Source organism: Caulobacter soli, assembly GCF_011045195.1.
Lineage (GTDB): Bacteria > Pseudomonadota > Alphaproteobacteria > Caulobacterales > Caulobacteraceae > Caulobacter > Caulobacter soli.
Genome location: NZ_CP049199.1, coordinates 1,003,551 through 1,023,720, shown reverse-complemented (window position 1 = coordinate 1,023,720; position 20,170 = coordinate 1,003,551). Strand labels below are relative to the sequence as shown.

Sequence of the window (20,170 nt, the reverse complement as noted above, 5' to 3'; positions counted from 1 at the left end):
GCGCCGAGCTTCTCGGCGCCCTTTTTCGTGTCCGATAGCCGTCAGAGACGGATCGCCCGCAGACGCAGGGCGTTGCCGACCACGCTGACGGACGACAGGGCCATGGCCGCGGCGGCGACGGGCGGCGACAGCAGCCACCCGAACACCGGATAGAGCGCGCCCGCCGCGATCGGCAGGCCCGCGACATTATAGGCGAAGGCGAAGAACAGATTCTGGCGGATATTGCCCATCACCGCCCGCGAAAGACGGCGCGCCTTCACCAGCCCCTCCAGATCGCCATGCAGCAGGGTGACGCCCGCGCTCTCGATCGCCACGTCCGAGCCCGCGCCCATGGCGATCCCGACCTCGGCGGCGGCCAGGGCCGGAGCGTCGTTGACGCCATCGCCGGCCATGGCGACCTTGCGGCCCGCCTCGCGCAGACGCCGCACGGCGGCCGCCTTTTCGTCGGGCAGCACATCGGCCTCCACCTCGTCGATGCCCAGGCTTCGCGCGACGGCCAGCGCGGTCGTCCGGTTGTCCCCCGTCAGCATGACCACGCGCACGCCATCCGCCTTCAGGGCCTCGACCGCGCGCCGCGTCGTCGGCTTGACGGGATCGGCGATGGCCAGCACGCCGGCGACCGTCTCGTCGACGGCGACATAGATCGCGGTCGCGCCGTTCCGGCGCAGCCCCTCGGCCTCGACCGCCAGGCCGTCGGCCATGACGCCTCGTTCCTGGAGGAACCGCGCCGAGCCCACGATCAAGGCCCGCCCGTCGACCGTGCCGATCACGCCCTTTCCGAGGGGCGAGTCGAACGCCTCCGGCTGCGACAAGGTCAGTCCCCGCTCGGCGGCCGCTCGCACGATGGCGTCGGCCAAGGGGTGTTCGCTGGCCCGTTCGAGACTGGCGGCCAGGCGCAGGATCTCGTCCTCCGTAAAGCCTTCCGATGGGCGCACGGCGGTCACCGACGGACGGCCTTCGGTCAGGGTGCCCGTCTTGTCGACCACCAGGGTGTCGATCTTCTCGAAGCGTTCCAGCGCCTCGGCGTTGCGGATCAGCACCCCGGCTCGCGCCCCACGTCCCACGCCCACCATGATGGAGATCGGCGTGGCCAGGCCCAGCGCGCAGGGACAGGCGATGATCAGCACCGAAACGGCCGCGACCAGGGCGAAGGCCAGGCTCGGTGGCGGCCCGAGGATCGCCCAGGCGACGAAGGCCGCCAGGGCGGCCAGGATCACGGCCGGGACGAACCAGCCGGACACGCGGTCGGCCATGCGCTGGATCGGCGCGCGGCTGCGCTGGGCCTCGGCGACCATGGCCACGATCCGGGCCAGGAGCGTGTCGGCCCCCACCTTGTCGGCGACCATCACGAACGAACCGGTCCTGTTCAGCGCCCCGCCGATCACCTTGGCGCCCGGCGTCTTGTGGACCGGCATCGACTCGCCCGTGACCAGGGACTCGTCGACCGAGGCCTCGCCCGTCAGCACGCGCCCATCGACGGGAATCTTCTCGCCGGGTCGGACGCGCAGTTCGAAACCGACCTGGATGTCCTCAATGGGGACCTCGCGATCCTCTTCGCCCACCACGCGGCGGGCGGTCTTGGGCGACAGGTCGAGCAGGGCCCTGATGGCGCCGGAAGTGTTCTCGCGGGCCCGCAACTCCAGGACCTGGCCCAGCAGGACCAGCACCGTGATGACGGCCGCCGCCTCGAAATAGATCGGCGTCGAGCCGTCGGGCCGACGGAAGGCCGGCGGAAACAGATGGGGCGCCAGGACCGCCACGACGCTGTAGCTCCACGCCACGCCGATCCCCATGGCGATCAGCGTGAACATGTTGAGCTGGCGCGTGACCAGCGACCGCGCGCCGCGTTCGAAGAACGGCCAGCCGCAACCGAGGACGACGGGGGTCGCCAAGACCAGCTGGATCCAATTCGAGACGGCGGGCGGCATGTGCGCCGCCATCATCCCCACGTGCCCGCCCATCTCCAGGATGAACACCGGCGCGGCCAGGACCAGAGCGATCCAGAAGCGCCGCGTCATGTCGCGCAGTTCGGGGTTCGGAGCGGGGTCGGCGGCGGCGATCAACGGTTCCAGAGCCATGCCGCAGATCGGACAGGCGCCGGGGCCGGGCCGGCGGACCTGGGGATGCATCGGACAGGTGTAGATCGCGCCCGAAGCCGGCGTCGCTGTCGTGGATGAACCGTGGCCGTGGTGGCCGACATGGGAGCCATTGGGGGAGCCATCGGGGGCGGAAGGGGCGGCGTTGCCCATGGACGGCTCCTGCGGCGCGATACGCGTCCTGGACAGTACAATCGCCCCGCGTCGGGTCACGCGTTGTTCCAGGTCAAATCCGCCGAAGCCCTCGGTCGGGAGCCTCCGTCCTGGCCGCCCTCAGTTCACTTCCGTCTTCTTCGGCGGCGCCGGCGGCAGCGGCGCGATCTTGATGCCGTCCTCGACGAGGGCTTTCACCTCCTGGGGCGAGGCCTCGCCGTAGATGCCGCGTTCCTCGGACTTGCCGTCGTGGATGTCGCGCGCCTCCTTGGCGAAGCTGTCGCCGACATAGTCGAAGTTTTCCTCGACCTGGCGGCGGACCTCGCCCATGGCGGTCATCATCATCTCGCGCATTTGCGCATTCGGCTCGGGCGCGGCCTTCTGCGCCTTGGTGCCGGCCACGGCGGGCGACATGATCTGCTTGCGCACGCCTTTGGAGCCGCAGACCGGACAGTCCAGCAAGCCGCGCGCGGCCTGGTCGTCATAGTCGGACGACGAGCCGAACCAGCCTTCGAAGGCGTGGTCGTGGTCGCAGGCGAGAGCGTACTTGATCATGGGGACTATATAGGGACTACGGACCCGTGAAGGCGCGGGCGTTCTTGAGGGCCGGGATCGCCGCGCGGGCCTTGTCGACGGCCGCGAGGTCGAGATCGGCGATCAACACGCCCGGCTCGTCGTGGTCAAGCTTCCCGATCACCTCGCCCCAGGGGCCGACCACGATCGAGCGCCCCCAGGTGCCGCGGCCGTCCTCGTGGAAGCCGCCCTGCGCCGCGGCGATCACGAACGAGCCGGTCTCGATGGCCCGGGCGCGCAGCAGGATGTCCCAATGGGCCTCGCCGGTGGGGCGCGTGAAGGCGGCGGGCACGGTCAGGATCTGGGCCCCGCCCAGCGCCAGGGCCCGATGCAGGGCCGGAAAGCGCATGTCGTAGCAGATGCTCAGGCCGAAGGCGCCCAGCGGCGTCTCGACCACGGTGGCGCGGTCGCCGGGCGTATAGGTCGCCGATTCCCGCGCCGTCTCGCCAGTCGGCAGCTGGACGTCGAACATGTGCAGCTTGTCGTAGGTGGCGACGATCGCGCCGGCCGGGTCGATTACCGCCTGGCGGTTGGCGGCCTTGCCGTCCTCGCGCCGCACCAGGGCCGAACCGACGTCGATCCAGACGTTCAGCTCGCGGGCCATGTCGCGCAGGCCGCTCACCACCGGGTCGTCCTCCAGCGGCGCCAGGGTCGGCAGCAGCTTCTCCCGGTCCTTCTGCAGCACGTTGGTGCATTCGGGCGTCAGGATGAACCGGGCGCCCTGCGCCGCCGCCTCGCGCACCAGCGGCGCCACATGCGCCAGCGCCGCCGCGTGGGTGGCGGGGGTGCGGGTCTGGATCAGACCGACTCGGAGAGGCGTGGACGGGCTCATGCGGCCAGTAGCGGGTCCAGCTTGCCCTCGCGCTCCAGGGCCATCATGTCGTCGCAGCCGCCGATGTGTTGCTCGCCGACGAAGATCTGCGGGAAGGTGGTGCGGCCCGAACGGTCCATCATCTCCTTGCGTAGGGCCGGATCCATGCCGGCCTCGATCTCGGTGAAGTCGGCGCCCTTGTCGTTGAGCAGCTTCAGGGCCCGGGCGCAGTAGCCGCAGAACGGGCGGGTGTAGATGGTGACCTTGGCCATGGGGAATCCGTAACAGAAATCGCTTCCGTCCTCATATAGGACGCGCTTGCATTTCTGTAACGCGCGCGACGACGGCGAGTGACACTTGCGTGGCGCCGGCCGCCAACAAAGCCCGGGCGCAGCCCTCGGCGGTGGCTCCGGTGGTCAGGACGTCGTCGATCAGCAACACCTTGCGGCCGATCACCCGATGGCGGCGCCGTTCGGGCACGGCGAAGGCGGCCGCGACATTGCGGCGGCGGCCGTCGGCCGACTTGCCGCCCTGGCTGTCTGTGTCGCGCCGTCGCACCAGGGTGTCGGGCAGATAGGTCCGGGAAGTCATGGCGCACAGCGGCCGGGCGATCTCGGCGGCCTGATTGTAGCGGCGGCGCAGCAGGCGCGAGCGGTGCATCGGCACGGGAAGCACGGCCTGTGCCTCCTCCAGCAGATCGGCCGCCGAGCGCGACAGCCAGCGGGCGAACAGGCCCGACAAGTCGGTGCGGTCGGCGTGCTTGAGCTTGAGGATCAGATCGCGCGAATGCTCGTCATAGAGACAGGCGGCGCGGGCCCGGGCGAAGGCGCGGGGCTTGGCCTGGCACAGGGCGCAACGAATCTCGCCGGCGTCATAGGCGAACGGCGCGCCGCAACCGTCGCAGACCGGACCGTCGAGGAAGGTGATGCGGCTCCAGGCGCTGGCCGACAGTCCGGAGGTCAGGGCCGCCCCGCCGTCGAAGGCGCGCGGCGGCAGGATCAGGTCCAGCATCCCTTGCGCGAACGCGGTGACGTGAGCGGGAGGTTTCCATAAGGCGCGCGAAAGCCCATCTTGCGCCGACATGACCACCGCCCCTCTGCTCTTCGACCGCGCCCTGCTGCGCGCCCGTCTCGACCGCGCCGCCCCCGGCTTCGACGCCGCCGGCTTCCTGAAGGCCCGCGCCGCCGAGGACGCCGTCCTGCGCCTGGAGGCGATCCTGCGGGAGTTTCCGGTCGCGGTCGATCTCGGAAGCCGAAACGGCGCTTTCTCCAAGGCCCTGGCCGACAGCGACGCTCGCGCCAAGATCGGCCTGCTGATCGAGACCGACCTGTCGGCGGCGATGCTCGGCGGCCGCCAAGGCGCGCGGATCGTGGCCGACGAAGAGCGCCTGCCGTTCGGCGACGAGACCCTGGACCTGGCCGTCTCGACCCTGGCCCTGCACTGGACCAACGACTTGGTCGGGGCCCTGATCCAGATCCGCCGCGCCCTGAAGCCCGATGGCCTTTTCGTCGGCGCCCTGTTCGGCGGGGCCACCCTGACCGAGCTGCGCCAGGCCTTGCTGGCCGCCGAGGACGAGATCACCGGCGGGGCCTTCCCGCGCGTCTCGCCGTTCGCCGACACGGTCGATGCGGCGGGCCTGCTGCAACGCGCCGGTTTCGCCCTGCCCGTGGCCGACAAGGACCGGGTCAAGGTGCGCTACGCCCATCCGATCGCCCTGCTCAAGGACCTGCGGGCCATGGGCGAGACCAGCGTGCTGATCGACCGCTCGCGCAAGCCGCTGGGCCGCAAGGTGCTGCTGCGGGCGATGGAGATCTATCAGGAGCGGTTCGCCGAGCCCGACGGCCGCGTGCCGGCCACGTTCGAGATCATCACGGTGACCGGCTGGGCCCCGCACGAGCGCCAGCAGAAGCCCCTGCGCCCGGGCTCGGCCAAGATGCGCCTGGCCGACGCGCTGGGCGTGGTCGAGCAGCCGGCGGGGGACAAGGCGGGAGGTTGAACCGGCCTCAAGTCATCCCGGTTACGCTGGCGCCGCCTAGTTCGAGGCGTTGCTGTTGTTCAGCGTCGTGATGATCTTGGTGAAGCTGGTCTTCAGGCTGTCCGCGAACGTGGTCATGATCCCGACCAGCGCCAAGGCCAGCAGGGCGACGAGCAGGCCGTATTCGACGGCGGTGGCGCCACGCTCGTCGCGCCAGAAACGGCTCAGAGCAGATCGCGCAGCCAGGCGATCAATGGCAGGTCGGCCGGCGGCATCGGATAGTCCGCGAGCTGGTCGGGCTTCACCCATTTCAGCGCCTCGTGTTCCTTGGCGGTCACCAGTCCTTCCCAGCGCCGCAGCAAATACAGTGGCATCAGGAGGTGAAAGGACTCGTAACCGTGGGATGCAAAAACGAACGGGGCCAGGCACGCCTGGGCGACCTTGATGCCCAGTTCCTCGTCCAGTTCGCGGATCAGGCACTGTTCGGGCGTCTCGCCAGGCTCGACCTTGCCGCCGGGAAACTCCCACAGGCCGGCCAGCGATTTCCCTTGTGGGCGTTGGCAAATCAGCACGCGGCCATCGGTATCGATCAGGGCGGCGGCGGCGACGAGGACGGTCGGCTTGGTCATGAGGCTTTAGTTGAACGTCCCGCGCGGCTTGGCAACTGGCGATCAGCGCGACTCGCGCTCCGGATGTGACCTATAGTCGCGCTCAACGTACCCAAAGCCGCTGAAGTCGGCGGGCTGGGCGGCGCCGGAGAGGTCCTGGCAGGCCATGCCGACGAAGGCGCCGGTGAAGTTGGGGGCGCCGGGGGCGGTGGCCTCGTCCGAGAGGATCGAGGCGTCGAACACCTGGGGCAGCCAGGTCCATTGCTCGCCGTCCAGACTGAACGCGAACCTCAGACGCTCGAAATCGACCTCGACCCGCAGATGGACCAGACCCTCGCCCGGCAGCGGGATCGGGGCGGTGAAGGCGTCGGCCTGAGGGCTGTCGGGCAAGGCCGACATCACCTGCAGATGGCGGCCGTGGTCCTCGTCGTGGCTGACGAACAGGTAGTGGAACTTGCTGGCCCCGTAATAGCAGACCAGCCCGGCCATCTGCTGGAAGTGCTCGGGCGAAAAGTCCAGCACGGTGCGGGCGCTGTAGCAGAAGGCCTGCTGGCGGCGGGCGACCAGGGCCTGGCGGTACTGGCTGCCGATCGTCTCGCGGCCGTGCAGGCGCAGCCAGCCGGGGCGCGCGGTCAGGCTGAACAGTTCCTCGGGGAACGGCGAGCGCAGCCACTGGAAGTCGATCGGCAGGTCGGGGCCGTCGAAGGCGGTCCACTCGGGCGCGGCCGGCCAGGGCGCGGGGGTCAGGCCCGGCGACGGCGGGGTCAGCTCCGGATCGCCCGAGCCGTCGCGGGTGCGCAGCCAGCCGTCGTCGCCCCAGACCATCGGCTGGATCGCGGTCTCGCGGCCCAACACGCAGCGGCCGCGATTGGGCAAGGGCCGGCCGCACAGATAGGCCATCCAGGTGGTCCCGTCGGGGGTCTCGACCAGGTCGGCGTGGCCGGCCCGTTGGAGCCGAGCGTGCGGCCGGTCGCGAGCGGTCAGAACCGGGCCGTCGGGGTGCAGGTCGTAGGGCCCGTCCAGGGTCCTGGATCGGGCCATGGTCACCGCATGGCCGAAACCCGTGCCGCCCTCGGCGGTGATCAGGTGGTGCCAGCCGCCCCGCTTGTAGAGGTGCGGGGCCTCGGTCAGGCCCAGGGCCGTGCCGGGGAAGATGTTGAGGCGCTCGCCGACCAGCGCGCCGGCGGCGGGATCGTATTGCTGGGCGACGATGCCGGCGAAGCGGTTGCGGCCGGGCCGGTGGTCCCACAGCTGGTTCAGCAGCCACTTCTTGCCATCGTCGTCATGGAACAGCGAGGGGTCGAAGCCGCTGCTGTTGAGACGCACCGGCTCCGACCACGGCCCCTCGATGTCGTCCGCGGTGACCAGGTAGTTGTGGAAGTCACGCAAGCTGGCGCCCGAGGCCCCGCCGACCGTGGTGCGGCCATAGCGCTTCACATCGGTGTAGATCAGCCAGAACTTGCCGTCGGCGTGGGTCAGGCACGGGGCCCAGACCCCGCAGCCGTCGGCCGCGCCCAGCATGTTCAGCTGGCTGGCCCGCGTCAGGGGCCGGCTCAGCAGCCGCCAGTTCACCAGGTCGCGCGAGTGATGGATCTGCACGCCGGGGAACCACTCGAAGGTCGAGACGGCGATGTAGTAGTCCTGGCCCACCCGGACGATCGACGGGTCGGGATTGAAGCCCCGCAGGATCGGGTTGCTGATCGTGTCTTGCGGCATGGGGACTCTAGAGCGCGGGAAGGCCGCGACGGTAACGGTACCAGGGATAGACTGCTCCCCCTGGCCCGGCAAGGCGATGGTCTGACACTGAAGCAACGTGGTCTGACAAGTGGATCGATCCGAGGCTCAGCCGCGTTTGCTTCCGACAACCCAAGGAGTCCCCGATGAGCCTCGATGATCGCCTGGTGAAGAGCGCCGCCCTGATCGGCGTGAGGATCGACGACGCCGGCGGCCACAAGCTGGGGGTGATCCGCGAGGTGTTCATCGACCGCGACGCCGGCATCGCCCGCTATGTGGCCATCGAACCGGCCGGCCTGTTCGCGGCCGGCGGCAAGTACCGCCCCCTGCCCTGGCGGCTGCTGACCTGGGACGACAAGGCCGAGGCCTATGTGGCCGACCTGACCCGCGACCGCTTCAAGGAACTGCCCGCCTACGACCGCGACCAGCTCAACAGCGCCAGCTACGGCTGGGCCGCGCAGGTGGAGCGGTTCTTCGAGGGGGTGGACTAGGACTAACTTCACTCCCCCAACGCCCAACATCCCGACCTTCGTCGGGATGTTGGAGTTTGAGAATGAGGGACGGATTTGAGGGAAGCTAGTTCGCCCGAAATTCCCTCGGGCTCTTCCCCGTCAGGCTCTTGAACGCCCGGGCGAAGGCGCTCTGGCTTTCGAAGCCCACCTCGGCGGCCACGTGACCGATGGGCAGGCGGCCTTCGTTCAGCATCGCCGCGCCGGCGATCAGGCGGGCGCGGCGGCGGTACTCGTCCCAGTTCATGCCGAACACGCTGCGGAACCGCCGGCGCAGGGTGCGTTCGGACAGGCCCGCCGCCGCGCAGGCCGCGGCGATGTCGCCGCCCTTCAGATGCTTGCAGGTATAGGCCGCGGCGACCTGCAGCTTGGGATCGCGGGTGGTGGGCAGGCGCAGCGGCGTCTCCTCCTTGATCCACTCGGCGCACAGCGGGGCCAAGGCCGCGAAATAGGCTTGGCCGGTGCTGTCCTGGGCTTCCTTAAGCGGCCAGCGCATGGCGCCCAGCACCATCTCGCGCATCAGCGGCGAGACCTGGACGATGCGCACGCGGTCGCCGGCGTCGGGGATCATGTCGGGCGCGAACAGCACCGAACCCGAGCGCACCTTGTGCAGGCTGGTGGTGTGGGCCACCCCGGCCGGGATCCAGGCGGCCAGGGTGCGGGTCAGCAGATAGCTGGCGTGGTCGTCCTCGACCTCGATCATGCCGCTGAACACGTACTGCAGCTGGTGCATGTCGTGGCTGTGCCAGGGCGTGCTGAGGTCATAGTCGTCCTGCGGGATCGCCCCGGCCCGGGGCCGCGAGGCGGGCTCGACGATCGGCACCTGGAGGACGTCGCGCATCTGGTCTTTCGGGATGAAGTTTGGCCGCTGCTGCACAAAATATGGCCGGTAGCGGAGAGACGGTCAACGCCCCTACCGCGCAGTATGCTGGCCGCGAACAGGCGTGAGATCACGCTCGAACCGGAACAGCGCTGAGGCGATCACTTGCCCGCCCGGCCGATCATCGCTTGCGTTGGCTCTCCAGCGCGCGCGGAATCCGGGGTCGAGCGCCGAGAGCACGCCTCTCGAAAACAAGGACGACGCGACAGGCCTGGCCCCCAAGGGCGAAGCGACCGGCGTCGAGGGAAGGAGACCGTAATGGCCGACGACAACAGCGAACTGGCGGCGTCCGCGCGCAAGTACTGGAGCGCCGAGGGTTACACCCCGGGCGGCGTGATCCGCGACGTCGACTATAGCACCCAGTCGACCGGCCTGCGTCCCGAACTGGCCGGGATCAAGATCGTCGACACCGACACCCACATCACCGAAGCGCCCGACCTGTTCACCTCGCGCGCCCCGGCCAAGTTCAAGGACAAGGTCCCCTATCGCCGCAACGTGGGCGGCGTGGACAAGTGGTTCGTCGGCGACCGCGACTTCGGTTCGTTCGGCGGCAACGTGATCCGCAAGGACAACAACAAGCTCTTGGGCCGTCTGGCCTTCCCGACCCTGGAAGAGGGCCACCCGGGCGCCATCGAGACCAAGGAACGCCTGCAGGCCATGGACGACATGGGCGTCTATGCCCAGATCTGCTTCCAGAACTCGGGCGTCACCCAGGCGGGTTCCCTGATGTCGCTGGGCGACAACGAACTCGCCGTCTCCATCATCCAGATGTACAACGACGCCGCCGCCGAACGGCAGCGGGAGTCCGGCCAGCGCCTGTTCACCATGGCCCACCTGCCCCTGTGGGACAAGGCGGCCATGGAGGCCGAGGCCCGTCGCTGCATCGACATGGACCTGAAGGGCTTCGTCCTGCCCGACACCCCCGAGCGCCTGGGCCTGCCGTCGTTCCTGCACGACTACTGGACCCCGGTCCTGGAGATGTTCGAGGACGCCGGCGCGCCGATCAACTTCCACCTCAACGCGGCCATCGACCCCAACACCCTGACCTGGGAAGGCTTCGCCTTCGAACAGACCCTGTCGGTGGTGGCCACCATGTTCTCGATCGGCAACGCCGCGACCCTGGGCAACTGGATGGTCTCGGGGCGCCTGGACCGTCACCCCAAGCTGAAGATCGGCCTGATCGAAAGCGGCATGGGCTGGGTGCCCTTCGCCATCGAGGCGATGGAACACCAGTTCAACGAGATGCTGCCGTCCAAGTCGAAGATCCTGACGCGCCGGCCGTGGGAATATTTCCGCGACCACTTCTGGTGCACCTACTGGTTCGAGAAGATCGGCCCCAAGCTGCTCTTGGAGACCATCGGCGCCGACAAGGTGATGTTCGAGACCGACTTCCCGCACCCGACTTCGCTGTACCCGGGCGTCCAGGACCACATCATGGAAACCCTGGGCGGCTACGACCACGACGTGCGCAAGAAGGTCCTCCAGACCAACGCGACCAAGCTGTACAACCTGCCGTTCTAGGCGGCTGGTTCAGAGCGCTTGAAGGGGCGGGATCGCGATGCGGTCCCGCCCTTTTTCGTTTCGCGCCCCTAGTCCCTCCCCCGTGGGGGAGGTGTCGGCGGAGCCGACGGAGGGGGGAGTAGTAGGACGTCCGCCGCCCTATCCCCCCACAGATCGCTGCGCGATCGCCTCCCCCACAGGGGGAGGGCCTGATGTTGTCCTCCCCGCGTCAAAACCGCCAAAACCTTGCCGGCTCTTGACTTCGCACCTGCAATAAACGATCTAGGCCTCACGCCATCTGGCGTTATCGGCGCTCCAGCCGCGTGAGGGACCCTTCTGGGTCCAGCCTGTCGAGCGCACCGAAAGCTTCTCATCAGACCGCCCGTGTCACGCGGGGCGCTCCCCACCGACCCGCCGCCAGGCGAGCCGTGCGAGGACCGCATGCGCCGCCGCGTGGCTGACGAAAGACAGTCTGTGACTCAATTTACCGATCTCGGCCTCGCCAAACCCCTGCTGAAGGCGCTGACCGACAAGGGCTACACCACGCCCACCCCGATCCAGGCGCAAGCCATCCCGCTGGTGATGTCGGGCCGCGACCTGCTGGGCATCGCCCAGACCGGCACCGGCAAGACCGCCGCCTTCGCCCTGCCGATCCTGCACCGCCTGGCCGAGGACCGTAAGCCGGCCCCGCGCCGCGGCTTCCGCTGCCTGGTCCTGTCCCCGACCCGCGAACTCGCCACGCAAATCGCCGACAACTTCAAGGCCTATGGCGCCCACCTGGGCCTGACCGTCGCCACCATCTTCGGCGGCGTGAAGTACGGCCCGCAGATGAAGGCCCTGGCGGCCGGCGTCGACGTGGTCGTGGCCACCCCGGGCCGCCTGATGGACCACCTGGGCGAAAAGTCCGCCCACCTGAACGGCGTCGAGATCTTCGTCCTCGACGAAGCCGACCAGATGCTGGACCTGGGCTTCGTGGTGCCGATCCGCAAGATCGCCAGCCAGTTGCCCAAGGAACGCCAGAACCTGTTCTTCTCGGCCACCATGCCCAACGAGATCGGCAAGCTGGCCGGCGAGTTGCTGAAGAACCCGGCCCAGGTGTCGATCACCCCGCAGGCCACCACGGTCGAGCGCATCGACCAGTCGCTGATCTTCATCGAAGCCCAGCGCAAGCGTCCCCTGCTGGCCGAACTGCTGGCCGACAAGAGCGTCGAGCGCGCCATCGTCTTCACCCGCACCAAGCGCGGCGCCGACCGCGTGGCCAAGTATCTGGTCGCCAGCGGCATCGAAAGCGCCGCCATCCACGGCGACAAGACCCAGGGCCAACGCGAACGGGCCCTGGCCTCGTTCAAGGCCGGCCAAGTCAAGGCGCTGATCGCCACCGACATCGCCGCCCGCGGCATCGACGTCAACGACATCAGCCACGTGTTCAACTACGAGCTGCCCAACGTGCCGGAGGCCTATGTCCACCGGATCGGCCGCACCGCGCGCAAGGGCAAGGACGGCATCGCCATCAGCTTCTGCGCCGATGACGAGCGTCCGCTGCTGAAGGACATCCAGAAGGCCACCCGCCAGACGATCCCGACCTTCGACCGTCGCAACGACAAGAACCTGGCGGCCGCCGCGGCCGTGGCCGACAAGCTGGCCCCGCCGGAGAAGTACGTCGATCCGCGCCGCGCCGACCCGCGCAACAACGTCCCCTCGGAACTGCGCCGCCAGCGCAACCGTCCGGCCAAGGGCGGCGGCCAGGGCCAGAAGGCTCAAGGTCAAGGCCAGGGTCAGGGCCAAAGCAAGCCCGGCGGTCAGAACCGCGGCCGCAACGGCGGCGGTCAGGGCGCCGGCCAAGGCCAGCAAGCCCAGGGCCAGGCCCGCTCGGGCGGCGGCGACTTCCGCGGCCCCAAGCGCGCGGCGGCCCCGTCGGAACGCTGGAATCCGATCGACTAAGGCTGCGGCTCACCGCCCAAGCCAGACGCCCGTCCCGGTCTCCCCGGGGCGGGCGTTTCTGTTTGATCCCAAGTCCGCTTGACCAAACGGCGCCTTGGCGGCCTGCTGAGCCAACAGATTCGCCGAGGTCGCCATGCGCCAGTTCAATCTTCGTCCCTCGGCCTTTGTGCTGACCTCGACCATCCACGGCGCGATGCTGGTCAATCGGCACGACTACCACCTGATGGAAGGCGGCGGTTACGGCGTCGGCCACCAATTGCTGGAGACCTCGGCCTTTGACGCCAACGAGGTCGAACTCGTACTTCGGCTGCTGGAAATGCGGCGGACCTACTTCGGCGACGGCGTCATCGCGCTGGACTGCGGCGCCAATATCGGCGTCCACACCATCGAGTGGGCGCAACTGATGCATGGCTGGGGCGAGGTCGCGGCCTTCGAGGCCCAGGAGCGGGTGTTCTACGCCCTGGCCGGCAACATCACCCTCAACAACTGCTTCAACGCCCGGGCCATCTGGGCGGCGGTCGGCGAGGCGAGCGGGGTCATCAACGTGCCCGCCCCCGACTATTTCAAGCCCTCCAGCTTCGGCAGCCTGGAGATCCGCCAGACGGCGGAGAGCGAGTTCATCGGCCAGAAGATCGACGACGCGCGGGCCCAGCCCACCCGGATGATGGCGATCGACGACCTGGGCCTGACGCGCGTGGACTTCATCAAGATCGACATCGAGGGCATGGAGATGGAGGCCCTGCGGGGCGCCCGCGCCACGATCACGGCCTGCAAGCCGCAGATGCTGATCGAGAAGATCAAGACCGACGAGGCGGCGCTGCGCGCCTTCCTGAGCGAGCACGGCTATGGAGCGCTCGAGGCGGGCGGAAACCTGCTGGCCATCCACGAGACGGATCCGTCCAAGAGCCTGATCGCGCCGTAAGCCGCCCTCCCCACGCCCGAAAAAGAAAACGCCCGCCCCGGTTTCCCCGGGGCGGGCGTTTCAGTCTCGCGGTGGCGGAGCGCCTTAAACCAGCGCGCCGTGGCAGTGCTTGAACTTCTTGCCCGAGCCGCAGGGGCAGGCGCCGTTGCGGGCCGTGAATTCCCAGCCTTCCGGCAGGACCGAGACCGGCAGGGCCTCGCGCTGCTCGGGCGACAGGCCTTCCGGCAGAGCCCCGGCCACGGCGACGTTCTCGCCGCTCAGCGGGTCCAGGTGCACCTCGGTCAGGCCTTCGGGCGTGTGCAGCGGCTCGGGCTCGGCATAGGCGATCTCGACCGTCATCAGCCAGCGGGTGGTGTTGGTGCGCAGGTCGCCCAGCAGCTTCTCGAACAGCGAGAAGGCCTCGGTCTTGTACTCGTTCAGCGGGTCGCGTTGGCCGTAGCCGCGCAGGCCGATGACGTTGCGCAGGTGGTCCAGGTGCATCAGGTGCTCGCGCCACTGCAGATCGATCATCTGCAGCAGGAAGTTCTTCTCCACCGAGCGCATCTGCTCGGGGGTGATGATCACTTCGCGCTCGGCGGCGTAGGCGTCGGCGGCCTTGGTGATGCGTTCGCGCATCTCCTCGTCGCCGATGCCTTCCTCGGCGGCCCAGTCCTTCAACGGCAGGGTCATGCCCAGGATCGACTGGACGCGCTCGTCCAGGCCCTCGATGTCCCACTGCTCGGCATAGGCCTTGGGCGGCATGTAGCGGGCGACGAAGTCGTCGACCACGTCATGGCGCATCTCGTGGATGATCTCGGAGAGGTCGGTGGCCTCCATGAACTCCTGGCGCTGCTCGAACACGGCCTTGCGCTGGTCGTTGACGACGTCGTCGTACTTCAGGAGGTTCTTGCGGATCTCGTAGTTGCGCTGCTCGACGCGCTTCTGGGCGGTGGCGATGGCGTTGTTCAGCCACTTGTGGGTGATCGCCTCGCCTTCCTGGACGCCGAAGGTGCGCATGATCGCATCCAGGCGCTCGCCGGCGAAGATGCGCAGCAGGTCGTCCTCGCACGACAGGAAGAACTTCGAACGGCCCGGATCGCCCTGACGACCGGTGCGGCCGCGCAGCTGGTTGTCGATACGGCGGCTTTCGTGGCGCTCGGTGCCCAGCACGAACAGGCCGCCGGCCGCGAGGGCCTGGGCCTTGGCGGCCGAGATCTCGGTTTCCAGCTCGGCCTTCTGGGCCAGCTCGTCCTCGTGGGTCGGGGTGATCCCCAGGCCCTTCTGCTGCTGCTTCCAGTTGGCCAGGCGCATTTCGATATTGCCGCCCAGCTGGATGTCGGTGCCGCGGCCGGCCATGTTGGTGGCGATGGTCACCGCGCCGGGCACGCCCGCGTCGGCGACGATGCCGGCTTCCTGTTCGTGGAAGCGGGCGTTCAGCACCTGGTGCGGAATGCCCTTGTGCTTCTTGCCGTCCTGTTCCCAGGCATAGGTCGCCAGCAGCTTGGACAGCTCTTCCGACTTCTCGATCGACACGGTGCCGACCAGGATCGGCTGGCCGCGCATGTGGCAGTCGGCGATCTGCTTGAGGATCGAGTCGTTCTTCTCGCGCTCGGTGCGATAGACCTCGTCGTCGTCGTCGATGCGCTGGACCGGACGGTTGGTCGGGATCTCGCTGACGCCCATCTTGTAGATGTCGTCGAATTCCTGGGCCTCGGTCGCGGCCGTGCCGGTCATGCCGGCCAGCTTGCCGTAGAGGCGGAAGTAGTTCTGGATCGTCACCGAGGCCAGGGTCTGGTTCTCGGGCTGGACGATGGCGCCTTCCTTGGCCTCGATGGCCTGGTGCAGGCCTTCGCTGAGGCGGCGGCCGCTCATCATGCGACCGGTGAACTCGTCGATCAGGATCACCTCGCCGTCCTTGACGATGTAGTCCTTGTCCAGCGTGTAGAGGATGTTGGCCCGCAGGGCCTGGTTGACGTGGTGCACGACCGAGATGTTGGCGGCGTCGTAGAGGCCGGCGGTGTCCTCGGCCAGGTGGCCGCCCGCCATCAGGATCTCTTCGATGCGCTCCTGGCCGTCCTCGGTGAGGATGACCTGCTTCTGCTTCTCGTCGTGATCGTAGTTGGTCTTGTCCTTGATGAGCTCCTTCACCAGGACGTCGATGGTCTTGTAGAACTCGCTGCGATCCTCGGTCGGGCCCGAGATGATCAGCGGCGTGCGGGCCTCGTCGATCAGGATCGAGTCCACTTCGTCGACGATGACGTAGTGGTGGCCGCGCTGGACCATTTCCTCGACGCTGTAGACGAGGTTGTCGCGCAGGTAGTCGAAGCCGAATTCGTTGTTGGTGCCGTAGGTGATGTCGCTGCGATAGGCGCGCTGACGTTCACCCTGGCTCAGGCCGTTGACGATCACGCCGTACGACAGGCCCAGGAAGTTGTGGATCTGACCCATCCACTCGGCGTCGCGCTTGGCCAGGTAGTCGTTCACGGTGATGACGTGGACGCCCTTGCCTTCCAGCGCGTTGAGATAGGTGGGCAGGGTGGCGACCAGGGTCTTGCCTTCACCCGTGCGCATTTCCGAGATGCCGCCGCCGTGCAGGACCATGCCGCCGACCATCTGGACGTCGAAGTGGCGCATGCCCAGCACGCGCTTGCCGGCCTCGCGGACCACGGCGAAGGCTTCGACCAGCAGGCTGTCGAGCGTCTCGCCCTTGGCCAGGCGCGCCTTGAACTCGTCGGTCTTGGCCTTCAGGGCCTCGTCCGACAGCGCGGCGTATTCCGGCTCCAGGGCGTTGATCTTCGCCACCTGGGCGGACATCGCCTTGACCTTGCGTTCGTTGGAAGAGCCGAAGAACTTTTTGGCGAAGCCGAGCATGAAGTGGGGGTTCCGGAGCGGTGTCTGTGAGGCCGGCGCTAGGGCTTGAAGGCCTTCACTACGGTAAATTCGAGGCGTCGAGGTTAGCGGAAAATCCGCTTCTAGTACGCGCGCGGAGACTTAAGCACCGGCCTAGCGGGTGTCAACGCGAGGCGGGGGCGTCGTGGGCATTGTAAACGGCCGGATTGGCGTGGAAGTTGGCGCTTAAGTCGCCGTGGTGGAGGTTGGTTCCCTCGAAGACCCCTCTCTCTTTGAGAGAGGCAGGGGCCCATGGCGAAGCCATGGGAGGGTGAGAGGTTACATCCTCTCAGAAGGAAACGCCGCTTTCCGGCGAATAGCTGGATCATCTCCGAGACTTGGCGGTGGAATGGGTCGGGACTTACCTGCCAACGGTGAAACCTCTCACCCTCCCACCGCTTCGCGGCGGGCCCCTCCCTCTCTCTATGAGAGAGGGGTTTTCGGACAAGCGCGCGAAGCTGTTTCCTCTTGGCCGGAAACCGCGCTAGAGCGCTTGGGATGAGTTCAGCCGGAGATCGGCCACAGATGACTATTGGTAAGCCTCGTGCGTACGGCCTGGCCGCCGTCCTCGTCCTGACCCTTCTGGTCGCCGCCTGCGGTCGCAACAAGGCCGACGAACGCCCGCCCGAGCCCGGCGACACCGCCGTCGCCCGGGTCGACGGCCACACCGTCTGGGCCAGCGACGTCAAGCGCGAGGCCGTGGCCCAGGGGCTGATCAGCGAGGGCGAGCCTCTGGACATCGGCTCTGACCTGTTCCGCCAGCGCCTGGACGAGGTGGTCGATCAGAAACTGCTGGCCGCCGAGGCCCTGAAGCAGAAGCTGGACAAGGATCCCGTCGCCCAGCGCCGCCTGGCCGCCGCCCGCGAGCGCATCCTGGGCGACATGCTGGTCGAGAGCGTCGTCGAGAAGGCGGTCAACGAAAACGCCATCCGCGGCCTCTACGCCGAGCAGCAGAAGCTTTCCAAGCGCTCCGAAGAGATCCGCGCCCGCCAGATCCTGGTCGCCAGCCAGGCCGACGGCGAGGCGATCAAGAAGCTGCTGACCGCCGGCGCCTCGTTCGACGCCCTGGCCATGGAGCGCTCGACCGATCCGGCCACCCGCTTCAACGGCGGCGACCTGGGCTACTTCACCGTCGACGTCATGCCCCCGGCCTACGCCGTGGCCTTGAAGGACGCCCAGAAGGGAGCGCTGGTCGGCCCGTTCCAGACCGAAGGCGGCTGGGCCGTGCTGCGCGTCGAGGACAAGCGCCTGGAGGAACCGATCACCCTGGAGGCCGCCCGGCCGCAGATCGTGCGCTTCCTGACCTATGATCAGGTCCGCGACCTGCTGGAAAAGCTGCGCGGCGGCTCTAAGGTCGAGATGCTGACCGGCAAGCCCCAGGACGTGCCCGGCGCGCCCCAGGAGCCGGCCTCGGCTCCGCCCGGCGCGGCCGACCAGGCCCCCTCCTCCGATCTCGACAACGCCCCGCCGGCGTCCGCTCCCGCTCAAGTTCCGGCCAAGAAATGACCAAGACTCCGCAGAAGGCTTCCAAGCCCGCGTCGAAGACGGCGACCAAGGCCGAGCCCAAGGCCACGAAAACCGCCAAGGCCGCGGCCGCCGCGACCTCGCCGACCCCGGCCGAGATCGTCGGCCAGGGCGTCGCCAGCGTGGGCCATACCCTGGAGCGCGCCCTGGTCGACCCGCTGACCGCCGCCCTCAAGCGCGCCGGCCTGCGCCGCGCCCAGAAGGACGCCAGCCAGGGCTCGCCGGAAGCCGTGCAAGCCGCCAAGCCGGCGGCCGCGCCCGCCGCTTCGCCAGCGCCCGGCAAGCCGGGCCTGGCTGTCTCGCCCCTGGCCGTGCCGTTCCCGACCATTCCGCCGATCGCGGGCGTCGAGATCGCCACCGGCCGCGCCGGCTTCTACAAGCACGCCCGCGAGGACATGCTGCTGATGCGCTTCGCCGAGGGCACCTCGGCGGCCGGCGTCTTCACCCGTCACGGCGTGGGCTCGGCCCCGGTCGACTGGTGCAAGCGCCAGCTGGCCGCCAGCAAGGGCGAGGATGTTCGCGCCCTGGTGGTCAACGCCGGCTGCGCCAACAGCTTCACCGGCAAGCCGGGCGCCGACGCGGTGCGCCGCGTGGCCACGGCCGTGGGCAAGCGCTTCGACTGCCGCCAGCGCGACGTGATGATGGCCTCGACCGGCGTGATCGGCGTGATCCTGGACGACAGCAAGATCATTTCGAACCTGCGCGAGGTGGAGACCCGCTTCACCGAGGACGCCTGGGCCAGCGCGGCCTCGGCGATCATGACCACCGACACCTTCCCGAAGGGCGCCTACGCCACGGCCCTGATCGACGGGCATGAGGTTCGGATCGCCGGTATCACCAAGGGCTCGGGCATGATCGCGCCCGACATGGCCACCATGCTGGCCTTCGTGGCCACCGACGCGGCCATCGCCCCGGCCGCCCTGCAGACCCTGGTCAGCCTCTACACCCGCACCACGTTCAACTGCGTGACGGTGGACGGCGACCGCTCGACCAACGACACCCTGCTGCTGTTCGCCACCGGCAAGTCCAGCGCGCCCAAGATCCACCGCGCCGGCGACCGCCGCCTGGCCGACTTCCGCGAGAAGCTGGAGGCCGTGCTGCTGGACCTGGCCCTGCAGCTGGTCCGCGACGGCGAGGGCGCCAGCAAGTTCGTCAAGATCACCGTCAACGGCGCCGAGAGCCCGCTGTCGGCCCGCAAGATCGCCCGCACCATCGCCGAGAGCCCGCTGGTCAAGACCGCCTTCGCCGGCGAGGACGCCAACTGGGGCCGCATCGTCATGGCCGTGGGCCGCGCCGACGAGCCGGTCAATCGCGAGAAGATCAGCGTCAGGTTCGGCGAACTCTACGCCGCCCGCGACGGCCTGGTCTCGGCCGAATACGACGAGGCGGCGATGAGCAAGTACGTCAAGAAGGCCGAGTTCGAGGTCAACGTCGATGTCGGCGTCGGCAAGGGCTCGGCCACGGTGTGGACCTGCGACCTGACCAAGCAATACGTGGCGATCAACGGGGATTACAGGTCCTGACCATGGCCATCGATCTCACCGACATCGCCGAGGCCTGCCGCGAAGCCGGCTACGTCGTCGCCGAGATCGATCGTGGCCTGGAGGTCTCCGGGTCCGAGGACGGCGGGGCCTTCTACCTGTTCCCCGAGGGTGACTGGCTGCAGGCGCGCTGCCAGGTGTTCGACCAGGCCGACCTGGACCAGGCCCGCAGCCTGGACGCCCTGTTCGAGACCATCGCCCGCGCCCAGTTTCGCCTGATCGGCTGCCGGTTCGGCTTCGACGTGCTGACCGGCCTGTGGCTGGTGGCCGACCTCTATCCCGGCTTCGAGCCCGAGCGCCTGCCGGCCGTGCTGGAACAGCTGGCCTTCGTCTGGAGCTCGCTGGGCGAGGTGCTGGACGCGGCCCTGAAGGGCGAGGTGGTGGACGAAGTCACCCTGGACGCGGCGTTCGAACTGGAGCCGGACGGGCGGCCGAACTGAGGCTCACCCGCTTGAAACCGCCGTAGCAATCGCGTTCTCATGACCGCCTGTACCTGGGGAGACGCCGCGTTTGACCGAAGCTCTGATCGTCCGCG

18 protein-coding genes are annotated in these 20,170 nt (G+C 68.5%); 8 read left to right on the top strand and 10 right to left on the bottom strand.

The window, feature by feature from the left end:
* Positions 1–41: 41 nt before the first annotated feature.
* The 5 genes from G3M62_RS05100 to G3M62_RS05080 form a co-directional block, all read right to left on the bottom strand.
* Positions 42–2,129 (bottom strand): copper-transporting P-type ATPase, encoded by a 2,088-nt coding sequence (locus tag G3M62_RS05100; RefSeq protein ID WP_246263618.1) that lies wholly within the window; start codon positions 2,127–2,129, stop codon positions 42–44.
* Positions 2,130–2,369: 240 nt separating this feature from the next.
* Entirely contained in the window at positions 2,370–2,804 is a 435-nt protein-coding gene (locus G3M62_RS05095; protein ID WP_165185227.1) for a DUF1178 family protein, read from the bottom strand.
* Positions 2,805–2,820: 16 nt separating this feature from the next.
* Positions 2,821–3,654, bottom strand: a complete 834-nt coding sequence (locus G3M62_RS05090; RefSeq protein WP_165185225.1) for a carbon-nitrogen hydrolase family protein — start codon at positions 3,652–3,654, stop codon at positions 2,821–2,823.
* Positions 3,651–3,905, bottom strand: a complete 255-nt coding sequence (gene grxC / locus G3M62_RS05085) for a glutaredoxin 3 (protein ID WP_165185224.1) — start codon at positions 3,903–3,905, stop codon at positions 3,651–3,653. Before grxC ends, G3M62_RS05090 begins: the two co-directional genes overlap by 4 nt.
* Positions 3,906–3,936: 31 nt before the next feature.
* A complete protein-coding gene (locus G3M62_RS05080) occupies positions 3,937–4,644 on the bottom strand; it encodes a ComFC family protein (RefSeq protein ID WP_165185222.1) in 708 nt (235 codons plus the stop codon).
* Between the two features lie 70 nt (positions 4,645–4,714).
* On the opposite strand from G3M62_RS05080, the gene G3M62_RS05075 reads away from it, so the two are divergent.
* The gene (locus tag G3M62_RS05075) at positions 4,715–5,629 is read left to right on the top strand and encodes a methyltransferase domain-containing protein (RefSeq protein ID WP_165185221.1); all 915 of its coding nucleotides are present in this window, start codon (positions 4,715–4,717) and stop codon (positions 5,627–5,629) included.
* A 36-nt stretch (positions 5,630–5,665) separates the two neighbouring features.
* Here G3M62_RS05075 and G3M62_RS05070 read toward each other — a convergent pair whose 3' ends face one another.
* Genes G3M62_RS05070 through G3M62_RS05060 form a run of 3 tightly spaced genes read right to left on the bottom strand, consistent with a single transcriptional unit; the run spans position 5,666 to position 7,932 of the window.
* Entirely contained in the window at positions 5,666–5,917 is a 252-nt protein-coding gene (locus G3M62_RS05070; RefSeq protein ID WP_205691946.1) for a Flp family type IVb pilin, read from the bottom strand.
* The gene (gene mutT / locus G3M62_RS05065; RefSeq protein ID WP_165185219.1) at positions 5,833–6,237 is read right to left on the bottom strand and encodes an 8-oxo-dGTP diphosphatase MutT; all 405 of its coding nucleotides are present in this window, start codon (positions 6,235–6,237) and stop codon (positions 5,833–5,835) included. The genes G3M62_RS05070 and mutT overlap by 85 nt, the downstream gene beginning before the upstream one ends.
* 42 nt (positions 6,238–6,279) lie before the next feature.
* The gene (locus G3M62_RS05060; protein ID WP_165185217.1) at positions 6,280–7,932 is read right to left on the bottom strand and encodes a glycoside hydrolase family 43 protein; all 1,653 of its coding nucleotides are present in this window, start codon (positions 7,930–7,932) and stop codon (positions 6,280–6,282) included.
* Positions 7,933–8,096: 164 nt separating this feature from the next.
* Here G3M62_RS05060 and G3M62_RS05055 point away from each other — a divergent pair, with 164 nt between their 5' ends.
* Positions 8,097–8,441 (top strand): PRC-barrel domain-containing protein, encoded by a 345-nt coding sequence (locus G3M62_RS05055; RefSeq protein ID WP_165185216.1) that lies wholly within the window; start codon positions 8,097–8,099, stop codon positions 8,439–8,441.
* An 85-nt stretch (positions 8,442–8,526) separates the two neighbouring features.
* On the opposite strand, the gene G3M62_RS05050 is transcribed toward G3M62_RS05055, so the two are convergent.
* A complete protein-coding gene (locus tag G3M62_RS05050) occupies positions 8,527–9,300 on the bottom strand; it encodes an AraC family transcriptional regulator (protein ID WP_165185214.1) in 774 nt (257 codons plus the stop codon).
* Positions 9,301–9,597: 297 nt separating this feature from the next.
* On the opposite strand from G3M62_RS05050, the gene G3M62_RS05045 reads away from it, so the two are divergent.
* From G3M62_RS05045 to G3M62_RS05035, 3 genes are all read left to right on the top strand, one after another.
* Positions 9,598–10,860, top strand: coding sequence for an amidohydrolase family protein (locus tag G3M62_RS05045; protein WP_165185213.1), 1,263 nt, complete (start codon positions 9,598–9,600; stop codon positions 10,858–10,860).
* A gap of 453 nt (positions 10,861–11,313) precedes the next feature.
* Positions 11,314–12,780: a DEAD/DEAH box helicase gene (locus G3M62_RS05040; protein ID WP_165185211.1), complete on the top strand. Its 1,467-nt coding sequence runs from the start codon at positions 11,314–11,316 to the stop codon at positions 12,778–12,780.
* Positions 12,781–12,913: 133 nt separating this feature from the next.
* Positions 12,914–13,702, top strand: coding sequence for an FkbM family methyltransferase (locus G3M62_RS05035; RefSeq protein ID WP_165185210.1), 789 nt, complete (start codon positions 12,914–12,916; stop codon positions 13,700–13,702).
* 84 nt (positions 13,703–13,786) lie between these two features.
* Here the strand turns inward: G3M62_RS05035 and secA are convergent, their stop codons facing one another.
* A complete protein-coding gene (gene secA / locus G3M62_RS05030; protein WP_165185208.1) occupies positions 13,787–16,552 on the bottom strand; it encodes a preprotein translocase subunit SecA in 2,766 nt (921 codons plus the stop codon).
* 543 nt (positions 16,553–17,095) lie between these two features.
* Here secA and G3M62_RS05025 point away from each other — a divergent pair.
* From G3M62_RS05025 to G3M62_RS05015, 3 genes are read left to right on the top strand one after another with little or no spacing between them, the layout of a single operon-like run.
* Positions 17,096–18,076, top strand: coding sequence for a peptidylprolyl isomerase (locus tag G3M62_RS05025; RefSeq protein WP_165185207.1), 981 nt, complete (start codon positions 17,096–17,098; stop codon positions 18,074–18,076).
* Complete coding sequence (gene argJ, locus G3M62_RS05020) at positions 18,073–19,617, top strand: bifunctional glutamate N-acetyltransferase/amino-acid acetyltransferase ArgJ (protein WP_246263478.1); 1,545 nt, start codon at positions 18,073–18,075, stop codon at positions 19,615–19,617. Before G3M62_RS05025 ends, argJ begins: the two co-directional genes overlap by 4 nt.
* A gap of 2 nt (positions 19,618–19,619) precedes the next feature.
* On the top strand, positions 19,620–20,075 hold the full coding sequence (locus tag G3M62_RS05015) for a hypothetical protein (RefSeq protein WP_165185205.1): 456 nt from the start codon (positions 19,620–19,622) through the stop codon (positions 20,073–20,075).
* Positions 20,076–20,170: the final 95 nt, after the last annotated feature.